24 protein-coding genes, 1 tRNA gene and 1 CRISPR repeat array (1 of these 26 cut by a window edge) are annotated in these 25208 nt (G+C 52.2%); of the genes, 12 read left to right on the forward strand and 13 right to left on the reverse strand.

Translation table 11 applies throughout. The annotated features are described in order from the left end of the window. Nucleotides 1–23: 23 nt before the first annotated feature. Nucleotides 24–1016, reverse strand: coding sequence for a ketol-acid reductoisomerase (ilvC, locus tag VB016_00260; protein ID MEA4976979.1), 993 nt, complete (start codon nucleotides 1014–1016; stop codon nucleotides 24–26). 77 nt (nucleotides 1017–1093) lie between these two features. Continuing rightward, nucleotides 1094–2767: a biosynthetic-type acetolactate synthase large subunit gene (gene ilvB, locus VB016_00265; GenBank protein MEA4976980.1), complete on the reverse strand. Its 1674-nt coding sequence runs from the start codon at nucleotides 2765–2767 to the stop codon at nucleotides 1094–1096. Between the two features lie 121 nt (nucleotides 2768–2888). Here ilvB and VB016_00270 point away from each other — a divergent pair, with 121 nt between their 5' ends. Continuing rightward, nucleotides 2889–3908 (forward strand): type II glyceraldehyde-3-phosphate dehydrogenase, encoded by a 1020-nt coding sequence (locus tag VB016_00270; protein ID MEA4976981.1) that lies wholly within the window; start codon nucleotides 2889–2891, stop codon nucleotides 3906–3908. 27 nt (nucleotides 3909–3935) lie between these two features. Continuing rightward, nucleotides 3936–5150, forward strand: coding sequence for a phosphoglycerate kinase (locus tag VB016_00275; protein MEA4976982.1), 1215 nt, complete (start codon nucleotides 3936–3938; stop codon nucleotides 5148–5150). Here the strand turns inward: VB016_00275 and VB016_00280 are convergent, their stop codons facing one another. The 9 genes from VB016_00280 to VB016_00320 all read right to left on the reverse strand — a co-directional run bounded on the left by VB016_00280 (nucleotide 5151) and on the right by VB016_00320 (nucleotide 13291). After that, nucleotides 5151–6308 carry an aminotransferase class I/II-fold pyridoxal phosphate-dependent enzyme gene (locus VB016_00280; GenBank protein MEA4976983.1) on the reverse strand — a complete coding sequence of 386 codons (1158 nt, stop codon included), beginning with the start codon at nucleotides 6306–6308 and terminating at the stop codon, nucleotides 5151–5153. Next, complete coding sequence (gene dapF / locus VB016_00285) at nucleotides 6305–7138, reverse strand: diaminopimelate epimerase (protein ID MEA4976984.1); 834 nt, start codon at nucleotides 7136–7138, stop codon at nucleotides 6305–6307. The genes VB016_00280 and dapF overlap by 4 nt, the downstream gene beginning before the upstream one ends. Beyond that, on the reverse strand, nucleotides 7135–8391 hold the full coding sequence (lysA, locus tag VB016_00290) for a diaminopimelate decarboxylase (GenBank protein MEA4976985.1): 1257 nt from the start codon (nucleotides 8389–8391) through the stop codon (nucleotides 7135–7137). The genes dapF and lysA overlap by 4 nt, the downstream gene beginning before the upstream one ends. Beyond that, a complete protein-coding gene (locus VB016_00295) occupies nucleotides 8378–9742 on the reverse strand; it encodes an aspartate kinase (GenBank protein MEA4976986.1) in 1365 nt (454 codons plus the stop codon). The genes lysA and VB016_00295 overlap by 14 nt, the downstream gene beginning before the upstream one ends. Continuing rightward, nucleotides 9736–10515: a 4-hydroxy-tetrahydrodipicolinate reductase gene (dapB, locus tag VB016_00300; GenBank protein ID MEA4976987.1), complete on the reverse strand. Its 780-nt coding sequence runs from the start codon at nucleotides 10513–10515 to the stop codon at nucleotides 9736–9738. The genes VB016_00295 and dapB overlap by 7 nt, the downstream gene beginning before the upstream one ends. Nucleotides 10516–10519: 4 nt before the next feature. Then, entirely contained in the window at nucleotides 10520–11389 is an 870-nt protein-coding gene (dapA, locus tag VB016_00305) for a 4-hydroxy-tetrahydrodipicolinate synthase (protein MEA4976988.1), read from the reverse strand. Next, complete coding sequence (locus VB016_00310) at nucleotides 11390–11812, reverse strand: Lrp/AsnC family transcriptional regulator (GenBank protein ID MEA4976989.1); 423 nt, start codon at nucleotides 11810–11812, stop codon at nucleotides 11390–11392. A gap of 102 nt (nucleotides 11813–11914) precedes the next feature. Continuing rightward, nucleotides 11915–12574, reverse strand: coding sequence for a DNA repair and recombination protein RadB (radB, locus tag VB016_00315; protein ID MEA4976990.1), 660 nt, complete (start codon nucleotides 12572–12574; stop codon nucleotides 11915–11917). 39 nt (nucleotides 12575–12613) lie between these two features. Further along, nucleotides 12614–13291, reverse strand: coding sequence for an AIM24 family protein (locus tag VB016_00320; GenBank protein ID MEA4976991.1), 678 nt, complete (start codon nucleotides 13289–13291; stop codon nucleotides 12614–12616). A 63-nt stretch (nucleotides 13292–13354) separates the two neighbouring features. Between VB016_00320 and VB016_00325 the strand changes: the two genes are divergently transcribed. Together VB016_00325 and rdgB are read left to right on the forward strand one after the other, a co-directional pair. After that, nucleotides 13355–13972 carry a KEOPS complex kinase/ATPase Bud32 gene (locus VB016_00325; protein ID MEA4976992.1) on the forward strand — a complete coding sequence of 206 codons (618 nt, stop codon included), beginning with the start codon at nucleotides 13355–13357 and terminating at the stop codon, nucleotides 13970–13972. After that, nucleotides 13969–14526 carry an RdgB/HAM1 family non-canonical purine NTP pyrophosphatase gene (gene rdgB / locus VB016_00330; GenBank protein MEA4976993.1) on the forward strand — a complete coding sequence of 186 codons (558 nt, stop codon included), beginning with the start codon at nucleotides 13969–13971 and terminating at the stop codon, nucleotides 14524–14526. The genes VB016_00325 and rdgB overlap by 4 nt, the downstream gene beginning before the upstream one ends. Before the next feature lie 22 nt (nucleotides 14527–14548). Here rdgB and VB016_00335 read toward each other — a convergent pair whose 3' ends face one another. Together VB016_00335 and VB016_00340 are read right to left on the reverse strand one after the other, a co-directional pair. Beyond that, on the reverse strand, nucleotides 14549–14881 hold the full coding sequence (locus VB016_00335) for a hypothetical protein (protein MEA4976994.1): 333 nt from the start codon (nucleotides 14879–14881) through the stop codon (nucleotides 14549–14551). Nucleotides 14882–14890: 9 nt separating this feature from the next. After that, nucleotides 14891–15571 (reverse strand): TIGR00266 family protein, encoded by a 681-nt coding sequence (locus VB016_00340; protein MEA4976995.1) that lies wholly within the window; start codon nucleotides 15569–15571, stop codon nucleotides 14891–14893. A 116-nt stretch (nucleotides 15572–15687) separates the two neighbouring features. Between VB016_00340 and VB016_00345 the strand changes: the two genes are divergently transcribed. From VB016_00345 to csn2, 8 genes are all read left to right on the forward strand, one after another. Then, a tRNA-Pro gene (locus tag VB016_00345) sits at nucleotides 15688–15760 on the forward strand. A gap of 105 nt (nucleotides 15761–15865) precedes the next feature. Next, nucleotides 15866–16183, forward strand: coding sequence for a hypothetical protein (locus VB016_00350; protein MEA4976996.1), 318 nt, complete (start codon nucleotides 15866–15868; stop codon nucleotides 16181–16183). Nucleotides 16184–16223: 40 nt separating this feature from the next. Further along, nucleotides 16224–16556: a hypothetical protein gene (locus VB016_00355; protein MEA4976997.1), complete on the forward strand. Its 333-nt coding sequence runs from the start codon at nucleotides 16224–16226 to the stop codon at nucleotides 16554–16556. A gap of 342 nt (nucleotides 16557–16898) precedes the next feature. Further along, on the forward strand, nucleotides 16899–17300 hold the full coding sequence (locus tag VB016_00360; protein MEA4976998.1) for a hypothetical protein: 402 nt from the start codon (nucleotides 16899–16901) through the stop codon (nucleotides 17298–17300). A gap of 477 nt (nucleotides 17301–17777) precedes the next feature. Continuing rightward, nucleotides 17778–21779, forward strand: coding sequence for a type II CRISPR RNA-guided endonuclease Cas9 (gene cas9, locus VB016_00365; GenBank protein MEA4976999.1), 4002 nt, complete (start codon nucleotides 17778–17780; stop codon nucleotides 21777–21779). Next, nucleotides 21776–22672 carry a type II CRISPR-associated endonuclease Cas1 gene (gene cas1 / locus VB016_00370; GenBank protein ID MEA4977000.1) on the forward strand — a complete coding sequence of 299 codons (897 nt, stop codon included), beginning with the start codon at nucleotides 21776–21778 and terminating at the stop codon, nucleotides 22670–22672. The genes cas9 and cas1 overlap by 4 nt, the downstream gene beginning before the upstream one ends. Continuing rightward, a complete protein-coding gene (gene cas2 / locus VB016_00375; protein ID MEA4977001.1) occupies nucleotides 22650–22955 on the forward strand; it encodes a CRISPR-associated endonuclease Cas2 in 306 nt (101 codons plus the stop codon). Before cas1 ends, cas2 begins: the two co-directional genes overlap by 23 nt. Further along, complete coding sequence (gene csn2 / locus VB016_00380; protein ID MEA4977002.1) at nucleotides 22952–23632, forward strand: type II-A CRISPR-associated protein Csn2; 681 nt, start codon at nucleotides 22952–22954, stop codon at nucleotides 23630–23632. The genes cas2 and csn2 overlap by 4 nt, the downstream gene beginning before the upstream one ends. Before the next feature lie 72 nt (nucleotides 23633–23704). Continuing rightward, nucleotides 23705–25208: a CRISPR direct-repeat array (repeat unit 36 nt; unit sequence GTTTGAGAGTGTTGACAAATAATAGAGGTCTCAATC); it runs 3417 nt beyond the window's last position.

Genomic DNA, 25208 nt, shown 5'->3' on the forward strand with positions numbered 1-25208 from the left:
CACAGCGCCACCCGGCCCTTAATTCAGTTTTTCTTTTTCTTTTCGAAGAGCTTTCTGATCTCTCTGCCGGTGATCTCGATCTGGAGGTTCTTCTCCTTCTCTTCCATCGCCTTGAGGTTCTTCAGGTCGTTCGCCCACTCTGCCGTCCAGTCGTCCTTGAACTTCCCGGACTCGATGTCGTCCAGGATCTTCTTCATTCCATTCTCGGATTCCTTGGTTATGACGAGGTCCCTCTTTGTGAGGCCTCCGTACTCGGCCGTGTTGGAAACAACGTGCCACATTTTCTCGAAACCGCCCTCGTTGATCAGGTCGACGATGAGCTTTGACTCATGGCAGACCTCGAAATATGCCATCTCGGGAGGATATCCTGCATCTACCAGGGTCTTGAATCCGGACTTGATCAGACCGGTCGTTCCTCCGCAGAGCACTGCCTGCTCTCCGAACAGGTCGGTAAGGGTCTCGTATTCAAAAGTCGTCTCGAAGACGCCTGCGCGGGTAGATCCGAGTCCCTTCGCAAGTGCCAGCGCGATTTTCTTCGCATTGCCCGTGTAGTCCTGGTGGACGCAGACAAGGGCGGGAACTCCGAATCCTTCTACGAAGACGTCCCTCTCTTTGTCCCCGGGAGCCTTCGGAGCCATCATTATGACGTCGACGTTCTTCGGGGGAACGATCGTTTTATAGATTATGGCGAAACCGTGGGCGAACTCCAGTGCACATCCTTCTCTGATGTTGGGTTCGACGAACTGCTTGTACACCTTGGGCTGAACTTCGTCCGGCAAGAGCATCATGACGACGTCCGCGGTCTTGGCGGCCTCGGCGAATTCGACGACCTTGAAGCCGTCCTCTTTCGCTTTGTTCCATGATTTTCCGTCCTTCCTGAGTCCGATCACGACATTGAGGCCGGAGTCCCTGAAGCACAGGGCCTGAGCCCTCCCCTGGGATCCGTAGCCCATAACGGCGACCGTTTTTCCTTTAAGGACATCAATGTCCACATCTGCATCGTGGTAAATCTTCATTTTATCCACCTATTGAGGGGTTCAACCGCTTTATAGACTAAAAGGTATCGTTCCCGCCCGTAAGGCATCTCGGCGATTCAATACTGGCAGCGTCCTTTGATAAGCGACTGCTTCGGATTTGCCGGCAACATGGGGAGTACATCCTCCTCTGGGTCGATGTGTATGTCGAGCAGACACGTCTCCCCGCTGTCTATGGCTGCCCTAAGGGCATCGGCAATCTCTCCAGGCCTTTCTATCAGCATTCCTCTGGCACCGTAAGCCTCGGCGATCTTGGAGAAGTCCGGGTCCGCACCCAGCTCCGTCTCGCTGTACCTCTTGTTCCAGAAAAGCTTCTGCCACTGCTTGACCATGCCGAGCCATCCGTTGTTCAGAAGGACAATTATGACGGGCAGGTCCTCGGCGACCGAGGTGGCCAGCTCCTGCTGCACCATTTGGAACCCTCCGTCTCCCGTTATGGTGATGACGGGGCTGTCCGGTTTGGCGGCCTTGGCGCCGATGGCGGAGGGGAGCCCGAAGCCCATGGTGCCGAAGCTTCCCGACGAAAGGAATTTCCTCGGTTTGTGGATGTGCAGATAGTGCATCGCCCACATCTGGTTCTGCCCGACGTCCGTCGTTATGATGATGTCGTTGTCCTCGTCGACGAGCTTGTTTATCTCGAATATGATCTTCTGTGGAACTATCGGCTTAAGGTCGATGTCGATCTTGCACTGGCAGCGTCTCCTGTATTCTGAGTAGGCGGTGTTCCAGTCGGTGTGTCCGTCCTTGTAGCCGGAGAGCCGGTCAATGAGTGCCGCAGTGCCCTTTTTCGCATCGCAGAGGAGGTTCACGTCCTCGTTCCTGTGCTTGTCGAACTCCGTCGCGTCGATATCGATCTGGACGACCCTGCAGGAGCTGTCGAACCGGGTATGGGGGCTAAAGGTCCTGTCCGAGAACTTCGTCCCTATCGCTATGACAAGGTCGGCGTTCCGGAAGGTGTCCAGGGCGCACATCCTCCCGTGCATGCCCAACGGTCCGAGGTTCAGAGGGTGTTCGGTCGACATTGCGCCGATCCCCATGAGAGTGAAGACCGCGGGCGCGCCGAGAATTTCGGCAAGTCTCGTAACCTCTGCCGAGGCGTTAGCGCCGATGGCTCCGCCGCCCACCAGCAGGACGGGTCTTTTCGCTTCCTTTATCCACTGTATCGCCGTGCCTATGCCGGACATATCTTCCCTGGGCTCTTTTATCCCGTAAGAGACTTTGAGGAGGCCCTCGTCGATCTCGGAGTTCATCTGGTCTGAGGGAAGGTCGATATGGACCGGTCCCGGTCGCCCTATCTGGCAGATTTTCCACGCCTCGTCGACCGCGTGGGGAAGCCTGTTGACGTCGAGGACCCTGAAATTGTGTTTCGTTATAGCCATGAGGAGGCTGTATGCGTCGACCTCCTGGAAAGCGCCGAGTCCCAGAGACCCGGTTCCGACCTGTCCGGTAAGTGCCAGCATAGGCGTGGAATCTGCATAGGCCGTGCCTATTCCCGTAATCATGTTCGTGGCCCCCGGACCGCTCGTAGCCATGCAAACCCCCGGCTTCCCGCTGGCGCGGGCATATCCGTCGGCCATGTGCGCGGCGCACTGCTCGTGGCGTACTAGGACATGGTTGATCGATGAGTTCATTATCTCGTCGTAGATTGAGATTACGCTTCCTCCGGGGTACCCGAACATAGTCTCAACACCTCTGTCCTCCAGCATTTGGAGCAATGCTCTGTTTCCTTTCATGATTTGTCTCCGCCCGACGTATCGCGCTTATTTTTTATAATGCTATTTCGAAAATCCAGGTAAACACAGGTACGGAAGAAGTTTATCTATACGGGAGCCATACGCTTGATACAGGTGTTTCATGGCTGTAGTTAAGGTCGGTATCAACGGGTTCGGAACCATAGGGAAAAGGGTCGCGTCCGCAGTGGACGCACAGGACGACATGGAGGTCGTCGGCGTAACCAAGACCCGCCCGTCGTTCGAGTCCGAGGTCGCAAGGTACAGGGGATTCGATCTGTACGCCCCTCAGAAGAGCATCGAAGTGTTCGACAAAGCGAACGTGCCCGTGGAAGGGACGGTCGAAGACCTTTGCGGAAAGGTAGACATCATGGTCGACTGCACTCCCGGGAATGTAGGTCCCGAGTACAAGTCCCTCTACGCCAAGGCCGGCATAAAAGCCATTTTCCAGGGAGGGGAGGACCACAGCCTTACAGGCATATCATTCAACTCCACCGCCAACTATAAGGAGTCCTGGGGCGCCCAGTTCTCGCGCGTCGTCTCCTGTAACACGACCGGTCTGCTGAGGACATTGTATCCGATCGACCGTGAGTTCGGTATCGAAAAGGCATACGTCACGCTGGTCAGAAGGGCGGCGGACCCGGGCGACAGCAAGAGCGGGCCGATCAACGGACTGGAGCCCACGGTAAAGCTGCCGACCCACCACGGACCCGACGTCCAGAGCATCATGCCCTGGGTCAACATCAACACGATGGCGATAAAAGCCTCCACGACCATAATGCACATGCACACGGTCGCGTTGGAGCTGAAGAACTCCGCCTCGACGGAGGCGGCCACCGAAGTGATAAGGAATTCATCCCGTGTCAGGATGGTAGACGCCGCATCCGGCATCAAATCGACCGCGGAGATAATGGAACTTGCAAGAGACCTGGCAAGAGACAGGTCCGACATGTACGAGATCGTCGTGTGGGAGGACGGGGTCAAGGCCGCGGGCAACACGCTATACTATTACCAGGCGGTCCACCAGGAGTCGGACGTTGTACCTGAGAACGTGGACTGCATAAGGTCCATGTGCAAGGTTTGCGATGCGGCCGACTCTGTGAAACTGACCAACCAGGCACTCGGTATTGCGTACAAGTGTTGAGGTGAGAGCACGCGCGATTTCTACACGCTGGGAGATTTCAACTTCAAGGACAAGACGGTACTGCTGAGGGTCGATGTCAACTGTCCGCTGGACAAGGACACGCTGAAAATACTCAACGACTCGAGGATACGGAGGATAGTCCCCACGGTCAGGGAGCTGATGGGGAAGAAGGCCAAATTGGTGATAATGGCCCATCAGGGCAGGAAGGGCAAATGGGATTATACCTCTCTCGAGCAGCACGCAGAGCGTCTGTCGAAGAACCTCAATGCTCCGGTCAAGTATGTAGACGACATCATGGGCGAGGATGCTAAGAAGGCGATCAGGTGCCTGAAGTCCGGTGAGGCGCTCATGCTCGGCAACGTCAGGGAGATCGATTCAGAATCTGTAGAGGCGAGCATCCAGGAGCACGCCGATTCCGAGCTCGTCAACGCCCTTGCGCCCCTTTTCGACTACTATGTGTGCGACGCATTCGGCGCCGCCCACCGCTCCCAGTGCTCGCTGGTAGGATTCGAGGCCAAAGTCCCGTCCGCATCCGGCAGGCTGATGATGAAGGAGATATTCGCCCTGAGGGCGATATTCGACGAGCCGCGCCGTCCCTCCGTGTTCATTCTGGGAGGGGCGAAGTTCGGAGATATCTCGGCGATGATCGAACATGTGCTGGGAACAGACGTGGCGGACACGGTCATACTCACAGGTCTTGCAGGCAATGCGTTCCTGTACGCCCGCGGAGTGGACATCGGAGAATCCAGCCTCGCGATCCTGAAGGACGAGCTTACCCCGGAGAACATCTCGGCGGCAAGGGGGGCCATGAAAAAATACGGCCAGCGTATACTGTTGCCGGTAGACGTCGCGGTCGAGAGAGGCGGCAGGAGGGTATGCGTCAACATCGGCGACCTGCCAACCCGGGAGCCCGCCCTGGATATCGGCGACGAAAGCGCGGATAAATTCAGAAAGGTCATACTGTCGTCCAGGACATCGTTCATGTCCGGGCCTGCCGGTATGATAGAGAAGGACGACTTTGCGATCGGCACCCATGTGCTCATGAAGGCGATGGTCGACAGCAAAGGACAGTCGGTCATCGGCGGCGGACACACCGGAGGTGCGGCGGACAAGTTCGATCTATCTGACAGTTTCTCATACACGAGCACAGGCGGGGGAGCTCTGGAGTCGTTCCTGATGGGCCAGCCGCTGCCTGTGGTGGAGGCCCTAAAATACTCCAGGGACAAGTTCCCCCAGAAGTGATCAGAGGACTTTTTCGATCCTCTCGAACGCTTCCCTGATGCGGTTCAGAGGCTGGGTGGTGGCTATCCTCGTGTAGCTGTCGACGGACTTTCCGAAGCCGGAGCCCGGGGTCACTACGACTCCGCAGTCTATGAGCTTCTCGGTGAACTTCATCGAAGGCATCCCGCAGTCGAACCATACGTAGAAAGTTCCTTTCGGCATCTTTACATCGAAACCGAGGTTTCTCAGGCCGTCCACGATAGCTTTACGCCTTTCGGCGTAGATCTTCATGTTGTCGTCGACCGCTTTGGGCGCGGAACCGTCCTCGCCGTACATGCTGAGGGCCTTTATCCCTCCCTTCTGGATGAATATGGGCGCTCCCGAATCGATCTGACCTTTGCACTTTTTCAGTCCGGCGATGAGGTCAGGGTGCCCTACGGCATATCCCAGCCTGTAGCCGGTCATATTGAACGTTTTGGAGAAAGAGCCGAACTCTATCGCATCGTCGGTCGCCTGGAGCACCGACGGCGCCCTGTATCCGTCGTAGCACATCTCGCAGTAAGCGTTGTCGTAGGAAAATATCGTTCCCCTTTCAGAGCACCATTCCGCGACTCCCTTCAGGTAGTTCAGGTCGCAGGTCGCCCCGGTCGGATTGTTGGGATAGTTGAGGTACAGCATCCTGGCATCGTCGGGACAGTCGTCGACGTCCAGAAGCCAGTCGTTCTCCGGTTTAAGGTCCACGTCTGCGCACACGGCCTCGTTGAAAAGGGTCGATGCCCCCGAATAAACGGGATACCCCGGGCTGGGCGCGATTATTTTCTCGCCTGCGTTGACGAACGCCTGCGAGATGTTGAAGATGGCCTCTTTGGAACCGATGGTGACGCATACCTGGGTCTTCGGGTCCACGTCCACATTGTATCTGCGTTTGTACCATTCTGCGATCGCGGCGCGAAGGTCTTTTTCGCCCTGCGAGGAGGAATATTTTTGATTCTTGTTGACGGGAACGGCTTCCTGAATCGCCTTCACTATCGGCTCCGGGGTGGGAAGGTCCGGGTCTCCGATACCGAAATCGATCAGGTCCATCCCTTCTTCTTTCTTCTTGGCGGTCAGCTCTTCCAACCTCACAAAGAGGTAGGGCGGGAGCTTCTGGAGCCTTTCTGCTTGATCGTACCTGTTCATATCATCATCTCGCCTTTGAAAACAAACTCTGCCGGCCCTTCCATCATTACGCAGTCCATGTCCCTTGCGACAGTGACCTTGAGCCATCCGCCGGGCAGACGCACTTCCACCGGGGAATCGAACGGCACGAGGCCGATGAGGGCCGCGGCGACCGCCGAAGCGCAGGCGCCCGTGCCGCAGGCCAATGTCCACGCGGCACCGCGTTCGTAGACGCGAACATGTATCTTGCCCTCCTTCATGCTGCAGAACTCGACGTTGGTCTTCTTGGGGAAGAATTCGTTCTTTTCCAGCTCGGGGCCGAGCCTGTTGATGGTCTCGTCGGGAAGATCGGTAAATGTCACAAAATGGGGATTGCCCATAGAAACGGCCGTTCCTCTGATCCTGACGCTTCCGATCATGAATGGCTCGTCTATGAACCTGCCGTCATGGTTGATGGGTATCGATCTGCCGTTGAGTATGGGCGCGCCCATATCTATGGCGACCGTGGAGACCTTTCCATCTTCGCCCAGGGTCACATGGGCCTCCTTGTCGCCCGCAAGGGTGTGGATGCAGAACATCTGGCTCTTTACGAGGCCGTAGTCATATGCGTATTTGGCAACGCATCTTATCCCGTTTCCGCACATCTCGGCTTCACTACCGTCGGCGTTTATGATACGCATAGTGATGTCGGTATCTTCTCCCGGAAGCACGTAAAGCACGCCGTCAGCGCCGATGCTGAAATTCCGTCTGCATACCTTCTTGCACCATTCTCTGTCTATCTCGATGCTTCCGTCGGTCCCGTCCACGAGCACGAAGTCGTTACCGAGGCCGTGATACTTCCAGAATATCATTTTTTGAGCCTCGCAGGGATTCTTTGAAGCCTCCAAAGGTCGTCGACTGTCTCCGCTTCACGTATAAGCTCCGCCTTCCCATCGTTCACAAGGACCTCTCTGCAGAGAGGCCTCGAGTTGTAATTGCTGGACATGGAGAATCCGTAAGCTCCCGCATCGTAGACTGCAAGGATGTCCCCCTCTTGCGGGTCGGGAAGCACGCGTTCATGTGCCAGATAGTCCCCGGACTCGCATATGGGGCCGACCACGTCGTACTTTGCGGTGCAGGCCTTGCCGAACTTGTCCGCTACTGCGACATGGTGGTAGGAGTCGTACATGGCGGGGCGGACCAGCGTGTTCATTCCCGCGTCAACGCCCATGTATTTCTTGAAGCCCAGGTCCTTGATGTCGACGCACTTGGTCAGCAGGAGCGTGGTATCCGCAACTATGTACCTTCCAGGCTCCAGTATTATCGTCTTTACATCGGTCTCCATCTTGATCATGTCGGTGACCTCGGCGGCCAGCTCCTCCAGGTTCATAGGTTCCTCGTTCATCCTGTAGGGCACGCCTATGCCGCCCCCGATGTCTATGAACTCGAGTTCGATGCCGATCTCGCTCAGCGAGTTTGTGATATTGGCCAGTATTTCGGTCTCGTCCAAGAACGGCGCGATGTCCTGTCCGCCGGAGCCGATATGGGCGTGTATCCCGCGGATGTCGAACCCGAGGTCGTTGGCCCGCGAGTATACGTTGAGAGCTCTGTCCGCCGGGATGCCGAACTTCGTCCCCTTCTTTCCGGTTATGACCTTGTCGCTGTGGCCGGACCCCACGTTAGGATTGACCCTTACTGATATCTTTGCCCCGGGGTGTATGTCCGCCAGTCTTTCGAGCTCCGATTCCGAGTCTATGTTTATCATCACGCCCAGATCGGATATGGTCTTCAGCTCCTCGTTGCTGACGTTGACCCCGGTGAACATTATGCGATCGGCCGTGAAACCGGCCTTAAGGCATGTCAGGACCTCTCCCGCCGATACCGCGTCTATGCCGGAACCTTCCTGTTCCAGTATTCTCAGGATCGCAAGGTTGCTGTTGGCCTTGCAGGCGTAGTGTATGCGGGCGTCCATCTCTTTGGAGAATGCTCCGTGGATGTTCCTGTAGTTCTTTCTTAGCTTCTGCTCGTCCGTGACGTAAACGGGAGTGCCGAACTCCCTCGCAATATCTGAAACGTACATTCCGGCGAACAGCATTCTGCCGCCTTTAGATTCATAGTTTTCCATCTTTTCCCCTCACGAACTTGGCGTGGAGCGCCCTGATGGTGCTTACGACCATCTCCATAGGCACTACGAAGTTCAGGGACGAATCGGACGCCCCCTCGGAGATCATCTCCACATTGGTGCCAACATCCTTCACGGCACCGAAGATGTCGCCGGAGACCCCGCACTTGTCCAACAGGTCGTCGCCTACGCAGCACACAAGCGCCACGTCGCTCTTAACATTTATCTTTTCGATATCGGTCTCGACAAGCGTGTTCAGTTGGTTGAGCGTTTGCTGAACATCGTTGTTGTGCAACAGGAACGCTACAGTCGAAAGGGATGTCGATATAGAGTAGATTATGACGTTCTTTTCTGCGATCTTCTCGATTATCCTCGCGACCATGGCGGGCCGGTAGGCTATCTCGGCCGAGCTTATCGTGATTATGGAAAGGTCCGTCTTGGCGGCCACGCTCATCAGCAGACCGTTCTTCGGCCCCCTTAGGTGGTGGATCAAGGTTCCCGGGCTTTCGGGCTTGAAAGTGTTCTTCACCCTGACGGGTATGTGCCTCTGTCTCGCAGGCTCGATCGTCCTGGGGTGCAACACCTTCGCGCCGAAATATGCCAGCTCCGCGGCCTCGCCGTAATTCATCTCCTCTATGCGCAGGGTGTCCGGCACGATCCTGGGGTCTGCGGACATGAATCCGTCCACGTCCGTCCATATCTGAAGTTCGTCGGCCGTGAGCGCGTTGGCTACGACCGCTCCCGAATAATCGGAGCCGCCACGCCCGAAAGTAAGAGGCTTGCCCATGTCGTTCATCCCGTAGAATCCGGTTATGATCGGGATGATCCCCCGTTCCAACAAGGGCCTGACCTTCATATTGATGTCCGCATCCGTGCGCTTCAGGTCCGCGTAACCGCTCAGCGGCACCCCTGCGGAATGTATGCCGGCGGCCGCGGACGTGAGCGCCACAGACTTCTGTCCCATGGACTTCAGGACATGCGACAGTATCAGAGAAGAGAACCGTTCTCCCGAGGAAGTGACGGCGTCCATGTAGAACGGGTCCTTCCTATCGTCGCGCAGCGTTTTCTCGAAGGAGGCGATTTTGACGTTGTACTCCTTCATGAATTCTTTCATGTGCTCGCCCTCGAAAAGCTTCTCGGCGACCAACAGGTGCTTCTCGGAGAATGTACTGACCACATCTGCGCAGTCGAAGCGATCGCTTCCCGCCGCGTCCACAAGGAAGTTGGTCACTCCCGACATCGCGGACACCACGACGACTTTCTGCCCCTCGGTGGACACTATTATTTCAGCTACCCTCTTCAACGACTCGGGCGATCCAACGCTGGTGCCCCCGAACTTCATTACAGTCAACATATTCCCAGCACCTCATCCATACTGTGAACCCTTCCGTCCTTCTTTCCTGCTATCCATCTTATAGACTCGATGCAACCGAGGGCGAACACATCGCGGGAACCTGCCCTGTGCGTAAGCTCGATCACCTCCGAGTTCTTCGCGAAGAGGACCGTATGGTCCCCCACTATATCTCCGGCGCGTATAGAATGCACGCCGATCTCCCTTCCGCGGGGGCCGGTCATGCCCTCTCTCCCGTATACCGTATCGGTGACTCCGGAAGCGGCCCGGAGCCTTCTCACGGCCTCTGCCGCGGTGCCAGACGGGGCGTCCTTCTTTTTGTCGTGGTGCGCCTCGATGACTTCTATATCATAGTCCGGAAGGTGTCCGGCGAGCATCTCGCAGGCCTTCCAGAACACGTTAACGCCTGTGGCGAAGTTAGCTGTGACAAGCGATGACGTCCCGAATTTTTCGGTGTTCAAGGCCAAAAGTTCCAACGTGGCCTTGGATACCGCCGTGGTGCCCAATATCAGATTTGTGTTAGTTTCCGGGATACCGGCGACCACCTTCTCCGCGACCTCGGGAGAGGTAAGGTCCACATACACGTCGGCGTCGCGAAGCAGCTCCGCAAGCCCGTCGGGACCGACGGCATCGATGCCGAAGACATCTCTGCCGACATTCTCGCCTCCGGCCGACACGACCGCGCCGACCAGCTTCATGTCGTCGGACTCGGATATAAGTCTGCACACGATGCTTCCTATCCTTCCGGTGGCCCCGCCAACGACTACGTCCGTCATAAGATCACAATCCAAGTTCTTCGAGGACGGGGACCAGGACGGCCTGGCCGTTCCCGCTCAGGGGCGTCAGGGGCAAACGGGGTATCCCGTTCCCGAATCCCAATCTCTTCATAGCGAATTTAATGGGTATGGGGTTGGACTCGACGAAAAGGGCACCGAACAGCGGCAGAAGCACGTTGTTTATGCCCAGTGCTTCGGCTGTGAGGTGCGATTCCATGTAATGTACCATCTTGCCCATCAGGCCGGGGCAGCAGTTCGCCGCCACCGAAATGACGCCGTCCGCACCCAAGCTCATGAAAGGCATGGTGAGGCCGTCGTCCCCGCTCAGGACCTCGAATCCCTTAGGTCTGCCGGCGAGGATCCTCTGGACCTGCGCCATGTTTCCGCTGGCCTCCTTCACGGCATCGATCCCCGGGATCTCAGCCATGCGGAGCATGGTTTCGGAAGTTATGTTGGAACCCGTCCTTCCGGGCACGTTGTAGACGACGATAGGTATGTCGACGGACTCCGCTATCGCCCTGTAATGAAGATAAATGCCTTCCTGGGTCGGCTTGTTGTAATATGGAGAGATGGAAAGAATGCCGTCCGCCCCGATGTCCTCCGCGTGCCGGCTTAATGTTATCGCTTCGGCAGTGGAGTTGCTTCCCGCCCCGGCCAGGACCTTTGCCTTCTTCGCCTGGTCGACCGCGATCTCGATAACCCTTATGTGCTCGTCGGAGCTCAGCGTCGCCGATTCTCCCGTGGAGCCGCAAGGGACGATAACATCGATCCCGTTCTCCTCCTGGAAATCGATCAGCCTCCTGAAGGCCTCCTCGTCGATGGTGCCGTCGTTCTTGAACGGGGTGACAAGGGCTGTCGAAATTCCGGCAAACATTCAGGTGCCTCCGAAGTGCTCTCTCAGAATGAGCCTGGTCCTCGTGCTGAGGGTGTTGTCATAGCGGCGTACCCTCTCGATTATATCGTTAAGCTGCGAAGAAGATTCGACGTCCACGATAGCGATGATGTCCTGGTCCCCGGTCACCTCGAAAACTTCGGTGACGCCCTCGTATCCCGCAAGCTCCCTCGCGATCTTCTCGGTGTCCGTGTTCACACTTATGCGTATCTCGACAAGTGCCTTCACGTTCCTTGAGCTGGTCTTGATCGTGAATCCGCGGATCAGCCCCTCCTCGGTCATTCTGTGGACCCTGCTTCTGATGGTCCCCTCTGATACGCCGAGCTGACTGGCGATTTCCACGAAAGGACATCTCGAGTCCTTCTTGAGCATTTCGATTATGCGCTTGTCAAGATTATCTACCATAAAGCTACACCTTACTGATTTCGTAACGGTATTGCGCTAAGCATAATTTAACTATTTAAATAGTCGGAATCCGCCGATAATATAACGAAAATCATAAGAATCTCAGATGTCGGTGATGCCGTTCTCGCCGATGCGGTACGTAGCGCAACGGCCCTCGGGAAGACTGCGGTGTTTAACGATGACCGCGGACCTGACCCCGCTCCCCCGGGGCTCCAATCTGATTATGGTTTTCGCGTTGTGCCGCAGCGTGTGGCCTCCCAGGAACTCGATCCCCCCGTTCATCATGTTGGAATACACCTGGGACGTCACGATCACAGGCACATCCGATTTCCGTGCCGTCTCCGTGAGAAGCTCGGTCTGTCTGATGAAGTCGTTCCTAACCAGAGGGTCGTCGTGGTTCAGACGGTAGAAGCCGGTGAGCGAGTCGACTATGATAAGTCCCAGCGCCCCGCGGGCCTCGGCCATGCGCGATATCTTGGTCACTCTGTCGCTCTGCTCATCGAAGCTGTGGACCTGGAAGACCAGCAGGCCCTTCAGGAGCTCCTCGCCGCCGAATATCTGGGATACGCGGTCGTAAGATATCCCTTCGGTATCGATCAGCGCTACTTTCTTGCCTTCCTTGAGGACGTTGTAGGCCATCTGCAGGCAGATATTGGTCTTACCCGTGCCTGCCACGCCGTAGACGAGCGTCAGGCTGCCGGATTCTATTCCGCCTCCCAGAAGATCGTCTACAGATTGGCTTCCCAAGGGTACGCGCTTCACGGATTCTCAAATGCCCGACCGTTATTAAGTGTTTCTGAATCACCGTGTCTCGGGCTCGGGCAGCAGAGGCAGGAACGCTTCGACCATCCGCAGCAGAGACATCGATTGGACCACTATCCTGCCCGGGCCGGTGAGAGTGGTTATGTAAGGCCCATCCTTGCCGCGGAAAGTGCTCTTGAGGTCCTTGTCCACATCGATCCTGTACTTCACGGACATCTCCCAGGCGACCGCCTTATCGGTGGCCACGGTGAACTCCTCCCCCTTCTGCAATGCGAAAACATTATAGTCGCCCAGCGAGAAAAGGAACAGCATGCCCTTGCCGCTGAACTTGGCAAGTACCAGGCCATCATCGCCGAACGCGCTGCCCAGTTTCTTCTGGTACTCCTGTTCGATCCTGACTGTGGGCTGGCAAGCAACGAACGCGTCCTTCTGGGCCACCCAGCCCATGCCTTCGATGTTTATGTCCATCATCTTCCCAGGCAGACGGCCGCCGAGCCCCAGGGTTCCCATGCCCTTCCTGGGGCCGTAGCTCACAGTGTCGATGGACGACCCGCCTATGGCCTTCCTGATGCCGCCGATAACTCCGCCGCCGTTCTTGCCGACCTCGAAGTCGCCGCGTGAGTATGCTACGGAACCCGCGACGACCTCGAGCGATTCCCCCTCGCTCATGATCACGTTCGCAAACTGCAGATTGTCGCCGCTGAATTCGTATCTCATTTTTCCCCGGTTGAAATCGGGATTCGATATTAATTATATACGCAATGGCGGACATCAGCCGACATGGACGTCCAGATCGCAGTGGGAGCAGAGGCCGTGGTCACGGCATCAGAATTTCTCGGCAGGAAGGCGGTTGTAAAGACCAGGGTCCCCAAGGGATACAGGCACGGCGACCTCGACCTCCGCATCCGTTCTTCAAGGACCAGGAACGAGGTCCGGGTCATGCGCAGTGCCAGATCTGAAAATGTAAGGACACCTGTGATATACGATGTGGACATGTCCGAATGCAGCATCACGATGGAGTTCATAGAAGGTTCGAGGGTCAAGGAGCTGCTCGACGGCGCCCCGTCGTCCTCCGAAGGCGTATGCCGCATGATAGGAGAGGTTCTGGCAGAAATGCATAACCGCGGTATCTCCCACGGCGATTTCACCACATCCAACATGATACTCATGAAGGACGGAAAGCTCTGCATTATAGATTTTTCACTGGGCGGCATCAACGTCGGAATCGAGGAGATGGGCGTGGACATACGTCTGCTTCAGAGGGCATTTTCCTCCGCGCATTCCGCCGTAGAAGGCGGCTTCGAAGCGGTAATGGACGCATACGTAAATAAAAAAACAGATGCCGGCACCGTGATGAGCAAAGTCGAGGAGATCAGGAACAGGGCGCGTTATACATGAAACTTAAAGTCATAACTTCGAATCCGGGCAAGGTTGCCGAATATCAGAGCGAATTCGCGCATCTGGGTATAGAGATGGAGCACTATCCGTTCCCATACGACGAGGTTCAGACGGCAGACCTCGAAGAGGTGGTCAGGAAGGGCATGCTGGCTATACGCTCCGGGGGCATAACGGATTTCATAATAGACGATACGGGGCTGTTCATAGATGCGCTCAAAGGGTTCCCGGGAGTGTGGTCGGCATACGTCCAGAAGACGATAGGAAATCCGGGCATACTCAGGCTGATGGAAGGTGCAAGCGACCGCGGGGCCGAGTTCAGGACATGCATCGGATGCGATATCGGGGGAGAGACGATAGTCGTTACCGGCGTATGCAGGGGAAAAATAACGGAAGAAGAGCGTGGCGCGGAGGGATTCGGCTATGATCCGATATTCACGCACGACGGGGTCCGCACATTCTCGGAATTGCCGCTGGACGAGAAAAATTCGATATCCCATCGCGGGAACGCGGCGCGGATGCTTGCGGAGGAAATGATAAAGCGCCGCCCCGCCTGAGCGGGACGGCTTGGTTCAGCGTTTATTTGTTCTCTTCTTCCTCATCGTCCTCTGACGATTTCTCCTTGACGGATTTGACTCCCTTAAGGTCGTAGGAAACGTCCTTCTGGTAGGACTCGCCCTTGTAGGCGTACATCGGAACCGCGATTATGATCATCACGACATAGATTATCACTATGACGGCCACCGCCGCACCGAGGATCATAAGCCCGACCTTGAGCAGGGATTCCAGTACGCCCGGGAAAGTCAGCGCGTAGGCCGCCAGGGCTATGAGGACGACCACGGCCGCCACCAGTGCCAATAAAAGCAGCGCCGAGGGCCCCGTTTTCTTTTTCTGTAAGTTGGATGCATCCATTTAAATCACTCATCCCTTGTTCGGAAGATACGGTGCGATCGACATGGCCAGTTCTCCGACGGTCATGGACTGTATGATTATTTTTCCGGGTCCGGTCAGGGTGGTGACGAACAGGCCCTCTCCGCCGAAAAGAACGTTCTTCACTCCGCCGACCGAAGTGATGTCATAATTGACGGACTCCTCCCATCCGACGGCGTTGGCCGTCGATACCTTGTACATCTCTCCAGGTTTCAGATCCACGACGTTGAAGTCTCCGCAGGCCGAAGCCCATGCGACGCCGCTGCCGCTTATCCTCTGCAATATGAGCCCCTCTCCGCCGAAGAACACGCTGCCCAGCTTCTTCTGGAACGCTATGTCGATATCGACGGACGGCTGGGATGCGATGTACGCGGACCTCTGGAGTATCCAGTTCTTGCCCGGTACGACCTTCAGGTCGATGATCTTTCCCGGAACGTTGCCACCGAGTCCGACCACACCTGTCCCGCCCTCGGTCGTGAAGGTAACCAGGAAGAGCGATGCGCCGGAAACAGATCTCTTAAGTCCCTTCCACAGCCCGCCGTCCATGTTGGTGTCCATACGGGTGTTGCCGCTCATGTATTTCATATTGCCAGGCGTGGCCCGTATGGCCTCGCCCGGTTGCAGTTCTATGTTGGCGAACTGCAGGTTGTCTCCTGTGATCGTATATTTCAGAGTATGGCCTCCGCACCAACATCAGCACGTGCGGATAAAAAGACGACGCAAGGGCCAAAAAATCAATACCCAGAAATCAGCGATATAATTATTAACGAAACGACAATCACAGCCCAGGGACTGTGGGCTAGCCTGGTATACTTGTGGCTTTGGGAGCCATTGACCCCGGTTCAAATCCGGGCAGTCCCACCTATCGCATCCGGCAGGTCCGACCTTCATTCCTGTAGACCATATGGTTCCTCTGCGATGCCCCTCGACGATAATTTTATACGCGAATAAACAGTGTGAAGGGGCATGAGCGAGTGCAATATAGACGTGCAGCCCGGAGTGTGCAGACTCAGGACGAAGATAAAAGCGGTAACCAACGACGAGTGGAAGGTCGTATTCGAAGTGGAGAGCGAGTGCCCCAACGTACGCAAGATGGCATCGTCCCTGGGGCCGTTGGACCCGATGCAGAACGTGGGGGTCAAGCTATCGGAATCGGACATCTACAGGAAAGCCGACGAAACGATAGTCCACACAGCATGCCCGGTCCCCTGTGCGTTCCTGAAGGCGATCGAGGTCGCTTCGGACATGGGGCTCAAGCGGGATGTGACGATCGAGATCAAGTGACATGCCCGGATGTTACAGCTGTTCTCCGACGTCGGAAAAGATGTCTGCATTCGTGCGGGGCCCAGATGGCGGGGCGATCACCGGAAAGAGGCGCATGGGGCGCAACTCGTTGGTGGACGACGTCGCCGACCTCGCGGAACGCGCATATCCCGGATCGAAGGTAATAAGGGTAAAAGGAGTTCCGCCAGAAGGACTCCCCGTGTTTCTGGAGCGGGAGATGGTCGGCGGCGACTGCGTGATCATCTATTCCGTAATGGACCATCCGGACTGGGAGGAGGCCGTGCGTTCCGCCGCGAAGGGGCCGACGCGCGTGTACTGCGGGCAGGACCTGTGCCATCAGGTGCCGGCATGTTTTAAGAAGATATTCCGGTGATCGGGCCGAGCCTATGAAGAGGGCCCCCGTATCCTTATGCGAACGCCCCCGCCCCCGCAGAAGTCTAAGCAATCTACGGATTGTAGGGCGCGGACATATATCTTGAAAACAAACCAAAGATCATCGAGGGCCCTCTGTTTCATAAAAATATCTATTTAACTCCTTAGAGGACGCGTAATGGACGGTCCGGAAGGCTGCGGACCAGGATGCCGACAAGGTCTTTTTTGGCGAGAGGACCTCGTTTTGTTAGCATTTACGTTACTGGTAATTTCATTTCAAACCATAACAGCTATAACACATATAACGTTATATCTTTAATATCAAGGAAATGGCATATCATAAATGCAAGAGAACTTGAGACGATGCAGGACCGGGCGTAGGCCGGCGGCATACGAAAAGAGGTCGAGTCTTGTAGGAAGGGGAATGATGCTGGATACTGCAAGAATGGCATTTGAAAAAGTAGTTAAAAACATCAGGCGCGAATTCGATTTTATGAATGAACTCATAAATGAAACCCAAGGAAAGTGTAACGACATCATGAGAGGAGGTTTCGATGACGACATGTACGAGCTCCTGTACTCGATGATGGCGGCATCCAACCTCGCGAGAAAATGGATGATGAAGATGAACAGATTAGATATTCCCGAGCTCCTAATAGATGAATATGATAAACTGATTCCTGCTATAGATGAGATACTGGAGTTTGGAAAAACACGTCTCGGGAGGACCGAATTTGTTCTTTAACTCCGCAACCAGCACGCAACGGAGTAGATGTTCGGCCATCTTTCCTGCCATCTTTCTCATCGGGACCGCATATGATCGGCGGCCAATGCGCGGGCGAATGGGAAGGTCGCATAGAATGCAGGCGATATATGCAGATATGTTTCGAAAGCCATCGATGTCTGATGAAAAATATGCTTTGAAGGAAGGAGGTCGATCAGCGTGGTCCATTCACAGTTCAGTGCACGATTTTTTCAATAGAACAAGAGGGGAGCAATTTCCACTCTTCACTGAAAATCACAAATATCTTTAGCCAGCGTATAAGATTCACGCAAAAACATTTAAGGCAAAACAAGTGCTGTTGATTACGTCAGCGGTTGCACGACATGATATCCCGCCAAGTGCGGAGTCCCGAGGGACGGATTCGGCTATGCCTTATTTGAACTCGTGTTGACACCAGACCATGGCGATCATCGGTTAAAAAGTTATGGGAGATTCAATATGAAGAAGATTTTTGGCGATTATTATCTTGGGCTGGACATAGGAACAGACTCTGTCGGTTGGGCAGTGACCGATCCGGATTATAATATACTCGAATTCAACAGAAAAGCGATGTGGGGGATCCACCTCTTCAAGAGCGGAGAGACTGCCGAAAAAAGGCGCTCACTAAGGACCGCTCGTCGCAGGCTTCAGAGACGGAAACAGAGGATATCATTGCTCAGGGACCTCTTCAGGGATGAGATCAATGCTGTAGATCCGGGCTTTTATGATAGATTGGACAGCAGCCGTCTGCAGTCGGAAGATCGGAACGATATAGACAAAGGTACTTTTTTGAGCGAAATCGGCCTTCAGGACCCATATCTGAACAAAAAATATCCTACAATCTATCATCTTCGCCACGACCTTATGACATCTGATGCCAAGCCCGACATTAGATTAGTTTACATGGCTGCACATCACATCATCAAAAACCGGGGCCACTTCTTATTCGACGGCCTTTCGGATAATGCCGAAATACCGGATTTCAATACGATTTTCGATGAATTCCAGGCATACCTGACAGATGAATTCGGGATAGAGATGTCGGTGAAAGAGAACATAGGCGAGATAAAAAGTGCTCTTCTGGACAGGTCTGCAGGAATAACCGATAAAGGCCGCATGCTGCAGAGGCTATTTTCTGTCGAATCTGCAGAGCAAAAAGCGGTAGCTACACTTCTGGCGGGAGGGACAGTATCCATGGATAAGCTGTTCCAGGACGAAGAGCTTAAAGAAATCAAGGTTACGTTCAAGGGCACATCGTTCGAGGACAGTCGTTCGGAGCTCGAAGACTTCCTCGGCCCGGAGAAGATGCAACTATTGAATCTAATGAAGCAGATTTTTGATTGGTCGATTTTATCGGGGTTGCTTTCCGAAAGCAATACAATATCCGAGGCCAAGATTAAACAGTACAATCAGCACAGGATCGACCTCAAACAGCTTAAATCGGTCGTCCGCGAACATTCCATGAACAAATATGGAGATATGCGACTTTATAACGAGATTTTCAAGTCGGATATCGAGAATAATTATTGTTTTTATTCAGGGGTCACCAAAAAACTGCAGGACTTTAAGAACGAAAAGTGTACTCAGGATGATTTCTGCACATCCCTGTCAAAAAAACTAGAAGGATTCGACTTCGGTCAGAATGAAGCGACCAGGATTATGGGCGAGCGCATAGGCAACAAGACATTCATGCCCAAACAGGTATCAAAGGAAAATAGTGTGATACCCAACATTCTGCACAAAAAGGAGCTTACAGCGATCTTGGACAAAGCTTCGAAGCATTATCCGTTCCTTCTCGAGAAGGACGATTCTGGTTTATCCGTCAAAGAAAAGATTGAGATCATGTGCTCTTTCCGTATACCGTATTTCGTCGGACCGCTGAATCCGGATTCGGAACGCGCATGGGCCGTCCGCAAGTCGGGGGAACGCGTCACGCCGTGGAATTTTGAACAGGTGATCGATCTGGAGGAAAGCTCTGTCAAATTCATCGACCGGTTGATCGGCAAATGCTCATATCTCCATGGCGAAAAAGTCGTGCCAAAACAATCCATCATTTACTCCAGGTATATGCTATACAACGAACTTAACAATATCAAAGTTAACGGCGAGCGCATAGATCCCAAGCTCAAATTGGAAATCGTACGCGAGCTCTTCGAAACAGATCGTCCCAAAAAGGTCACAGTGAAAACACTTGGCGAGTTCATAAGTGCGAAAACCGGGATTAAAGGTGCAGCGATCGAGGGCATAGATGTCAACGTAAAGGCTAACCTGCGCTCTGAAATGCAGATTCGCAAAATAATCGGAGACAAATCCAAGAATATACAGATGGCAGAGGACATCATTCGATGCATCACAATATTCGGCGACGAACGCAAGAGGCTCAGGGCAAGACTAGAATCCGATTATTCAGAGTTGTTGTCGAAGCAGGAAATCGAATCGCTGTCTAAGCTGAAATACGAAGATTGGGGCAGACTATCGGAGCGGTTACTGACAGGGATAGTCCACAAATGGAACGACGGTCAATCGCTCAACATTCTGAACGCTCTCGAGCAGACGAACCGCAACCTTATGGAGTTGCTGTCCAAAGACTACACATATGCCGAGCAGATCGATGCGATCAATTCACAGCGCGGAGAAAAGCATTCCGGGCAGATCTCATACGATATGGTGGAAGATCTTTACTGCTCCCCTGCCGTAAAACGTGGAATATGGAGGGCGCTTTCAATAATAAATGAAATCCTGAAGATAACCGGACGTCCTCCCAAAAAGGTGTTTATAGAGACCACACGCGAAGACCAGGCAATCAAGAAGAAACCGGACTCCAGGAAAGAGAATCTTATCCGTCTTTATAAAAATTGCAAGGACCAGGAGCGCGATTGGGCGGCCGAGATCGGCGGAATAGACGAGGGCAGATTCCGTGGCAAGAAGCTTTACGCATACTATACGCAGATGGGAAGATGCATGTATTGCGGCAAGAGCATTGACCTCAACAGTCTGGGCAGCGACGACAGCGATATGGACCATATATTCCCTCAGTCGAAGAAGACCGACGACAGCGTCCATAACAACATGGTGCTGGTCTGCAAAAACTGCAATATGAGCAAAAGCGATAAGTACCCGATACCGCAGGAATGGCAGAACAAGATGGGCGCTCATTGGAAATATCTGCTCGAATGCGGCCTCATCTCCAAAGAAAAATACAGCAGGCTCACTCGCAATAGTGAGCTTACAGATTCGGAACTGAGCGACTTTATCAACAGACAGTTGGTGGAAACCAGCCAGTCGGTGAAAGCGGTGGCGGAGGTCACGAAGCAGGTATTCGGTAAAGATTCGGATATAGTCTATGTCAAAGGTGGCAACGTAAGCAGATTCAGACAGGAATACGGTTATGTCAAGGCCCGCAACGTGAACGACTATCATCATGCCAAAGACGCATACCTGAACATTGTCGTGGGAAACGTCTACGACGTGAAGTTTACGAAAAATCCGATAAGAATCATTACAGGAGAGAAGTACAACCTTAACCGGATGTTCGATTACGATGTCAGAAGGAACGGCGTGACCGCCTGGATATCAGGTGAAAGCGGGACAGGAGCGACGGTATCAAAATACATGCGCCGCAACAACATCCGATACACCAGAAGCCCGTACAAGAATACCGGGAAGTTATTCGACGTGAACATAATGAAGAAGGGACTCGGCCAGTACCCGATAAGCACGGGTCTGCCGATCGACAGATACGGCGGATACAACAAGGTGAGCGGATCTCACTTTGCGCTCGTTGAACATGGCGATAAGGGAAAACGTAAAAGGACCCTGGAAAGTGTCCCGGTACTTTTAGCATCCAAAGAAATGGGACGTGAAGAATTGAATGAATTCTTCAGGTCGTCAGGCCTTGTAGAACCGGACGTGCGCATCGAATGCATCAAGATGGACGCCATGATGGAAATCAACGGATTCAGGGCCACAATAACCGGAAGATCCAACGAACGTATAATATCCATGGGCGCCGAGCAATTGATATTACCATATGATGTTTATGATTACTGCAGGTCGATCTATAATTTCGTCGATGCCAAAAAAGCCACACGCAACAAAGTGCGTGCATCAGACTACAGAATCACTTCGGAAATGAACAATGCGACATATGATGTTCTGATGGGGAAGCTAAATGGCAGATATGCTGGTTTGCTCCCTCTCTCTACCCAACAAAAGACGTTGATGTCCGGGCGTGAAGCATTCATGGGAAAAGATTTAGAAACGCAGGCAAACGTCCTCAGCGAGATACTGTCGATTTTCCAGTGTAACTCAAATAAAGCAGATCTTCGCGAAATAGGCGGCGGGAAGAACGTGGGGGCGCTAGTGTTGAATAATAATGTTCTCAAATATAGATCGTTTTTCATGATCAACCAATCACCTTCCGGATTATTTGAGACCAGAACGGACCTTAAAACGATATGACATGGAGAATAGTCGAGATAGCCAGCAACTGCAAGTTGGAGTTGAAGCTAAATTACATGGTCGTCAGAGGAGAGGAGACAAGGCGGGTACACGTTTCAGAGATAGCGGTGCTGATACTCGAGAACACGATGATCTCAATGACTGCTTCCTTGATATGTGAGCTGACGAAAAGAAAGGTAAAGATTATTTTCTGTGATGAAAGGCGCAACCCATATGGCGAACTTACACCATATTACGGATCGCACGATTCTGTTGACAAATTAAGAAAGCAGATAAAGTGGAACCCCGAAAAGACATGTCTTCAGTGGACCGAGATTGTTAGAAATAAAATCATAAAACAAATGAACCTGCTTTTAAAGAGAGGTCATTCCGATCAGGCTTCAATGCTTGCCGGTTATATTGAGGATATGACAGTGAACGACACAACAAATCGAGAGGGGCACGCAGCTAAGGTCTACTTTAATGCCCTTTTCGGCAAGGATTTCTCCAGGGATGCGGACAATGTGATTAACGCATGTCTGAATTATGGATATTCCATTTTACTTTCTGCGTTCAACAGAGAAATCTCATCAAATGGGTATTCGACTCAACTAGGGATATTTCATGACAACATGTTTAATCCGTTCAATTTGGCCAGCGATCTGATGGAGCCATTCAGGCCGCTGGTCGATGAATGTGTACTAGATATGGGATGCGATTTATTAGGGCCCGAGGAGAAGAGGAAACTGGTAGATATTTTGAATAAGAAAGTATCGATCGGTCATAACAACAACTATCTTATCAACGCCATTAAAATTTACACAAAATCGTTTTTCGATTCTATAGACGCCGACGATATCTCGAAGATGATGTTCTATGAGGATGAGATTCATGAGAGTAATGGTTTTCTTTGACCTTCCAGTGCTGACAAAGCAAAACAGGATTCACTACAGCAGATTCAGAAAATATTTGATCGGTGAAGGTTTCGTGATGATGCAGAAGTCAGTATATTCAAAAATCACTTTGAACGGAACAGCTTCGGATACTGTTATAAAAAATCTGAGTGGGCACAAGCCGCCCGATGGAGTCATTCAGATTCTGACAATAACGGAGAGGCAATTTCAGAGCATTGAATATTTGATCGGGGAAGGGCAGAAAGAAGTTATTGACACCCAGCAAAGGTTGGTTGTACTATGAAGTTGTCCCACAGCACGCTGGAGTATCCAATTTCCTTCGAAGACGGAATCATCAACGTCCTAGTGGTAGAAAATCCTCGGCAGATGTCCAAATACATATCAGATATAAAGTCGCAGATCGACGGTTTCGAAGGAGAATTCGTATTGTCGGAGGCCGATAGACCGGTGACGATGTCCGAGAAAGTAGATCTGTTGCTCGATCCATTTTCACTTAATCCTAATTCTCGTGAAGCAATTAATTCAGTCTATGGCGCTTTGAGTAATAGATCAAAAGACGAGGCCCATTATATTGAAACTAATGCCATGCTCGCTGGTATCGAAAGCCATATCGTCCATCTGCTGGACGAACAGGATGATCTTTTAAAAGTTACCGACGAAATCAACATATCAAATATTTTGAAGTCTCTCGGCGTAAAATTCATCATATCTGGTGAATCGTTGCTCGAATCCATCTGTGATTATCTGGCAGTCGTTACAAAATATTCAAAAATCAAGCTTTTTATTTTTGTAAATATCAAATCATATCTGAATTCTGAAGATTTATCGCTGCTGTACGATCATATTTCTTACCAGAAGCAAAAAGTACTTTTCATAGAAGGATGCGACTCGCACTCACTCAAAGGGGAAAGAATCATAATTGTCGACGAAGACTTGTGTGAAATTCATAAACGCGGATAACTTTTTTGAAATCTTCAAAGAGAAGTTTTTGTTTGAAATATGCAAAAAAACACAATCGGAAAACTATTTGAGGTTTGAGAGTGTTGACAAATAATAGAGGTCTCAATCGATGGGCAAGACAACAAGAGCCAAAGTAATGTTTGAGAGTGTTGACAAATAATAGAGGTCTCAATCTAAGAATAGAAATCACAAGGTGGAAAAATGGTTTGAGAGTGTTGACAAATAATAGAGGTCTCAATCGTAAGCAGACAGCACGCAGATTCCTAGATCGTTTGAGAGTGTTGACAAATAATAGAGGTCTCAATCTTAGGTCCTACAATATTAACGTGGGTGGGTGTTTGAGAGTGTTGACAAATAATAGAGGTCTCAATCACACATTTGAGGCAATGCGTTTAAACCTGTGTTTGAGAGTGTTGACAAATAATAGAGGTCTCAATCGTGTCATATTTATAATGAGGCCCAAACTGAGTTTGAGAGTGTTGACAAATAATAGAGGTCTCAATCCACCCATAACCGCTGTTGAGGGATTCCCCAGTTTGAGAGTGTTGACAAATAATAGAGGTCTCAATCGCACATAACGCGCGTCTGTCCAAGATGATTGTTTGAGAGTGTTGACAAATAATAGAGGTCTCAATCCCCGATTTCTTAGAGAAAGAGTACGCGATAGTTTGAGAGTGTTGACAAATAATAGAGGTCTCAATCTGATTTAGATCTAGACGTCGGCTTATCATCGTTTGAGAGTGTTGACAAATAATAGAGGTCTCAATCTGGGGAGTAAGAATTAAAATAGAGAGGTGGGTTTGAGAGTGTTGACAAATAATAGAGGTCTCAATCTCGAAGTGATCGCTGACGTACCTTATAGCAGTTTGAGAGTGTTGACAAATAATAGAGGTCTCAATCGAATAGCCGATGGAGTAGCCGATAATGATGGTTTGAGAGTGTTGACAAATAATAGAGGTCTCAATCTTCAGAAACACAGGAATCGATAGAGAGGATGGTTTGAGAGTGTTGACAAATAATAGAGGTCTCAATCCCTGGGCGCGAGCATAGCGTGGGTACCGATGTTTGAGAGTGTTGACAAATAATAGAGGTCTCAATCATATCCCTGCACTGGGATACAAGGACATAAGTTTGAGAGTGTTGACAAATAATAGAGGTCTCAATCAAAGTAGATCACAACAACACCGACGAATATGTTTGAGAGTGTTGACAAATAATAGAGGTCTCAATCATATTCGGCGTGAAATACTGTAAGTCCATCGTTTGAGAGTGTTGACAAATAATAGAGGTCTCAATCTACTCATGAGTTTGAGCGTTTGGGATGGCTGTTTGAGAGTGTTGACAAATAATAGAGGTCTCAATCGACAGGGATGGCCATCGTTGCAGGGTCTGCGTTTGAGAGTGTTGACAAATAATAGAGGTCTCAATCTCCGGCCGGGGTTTCGATACTGCAGTATACGTTTGAGAGTGTTGACAAATAATAGAGGTCTCAATCCACACAGATCATCCAGTATCGACGGGCCGGGTTTGAGAGTGTTGACAAATAATAGAGGTCTCAATCGGAAACTGCGAGATA

This window comes from Methanomassiliicoccaceae archaeon (assembly GCA_034928305.1).
Classification (GTDB): domain Archaea; phylum Thermoplasmatota; class Thermoplasmata; order Methanomassiliicoccales; family Methanomethylophilaceae; genus VadinCA11.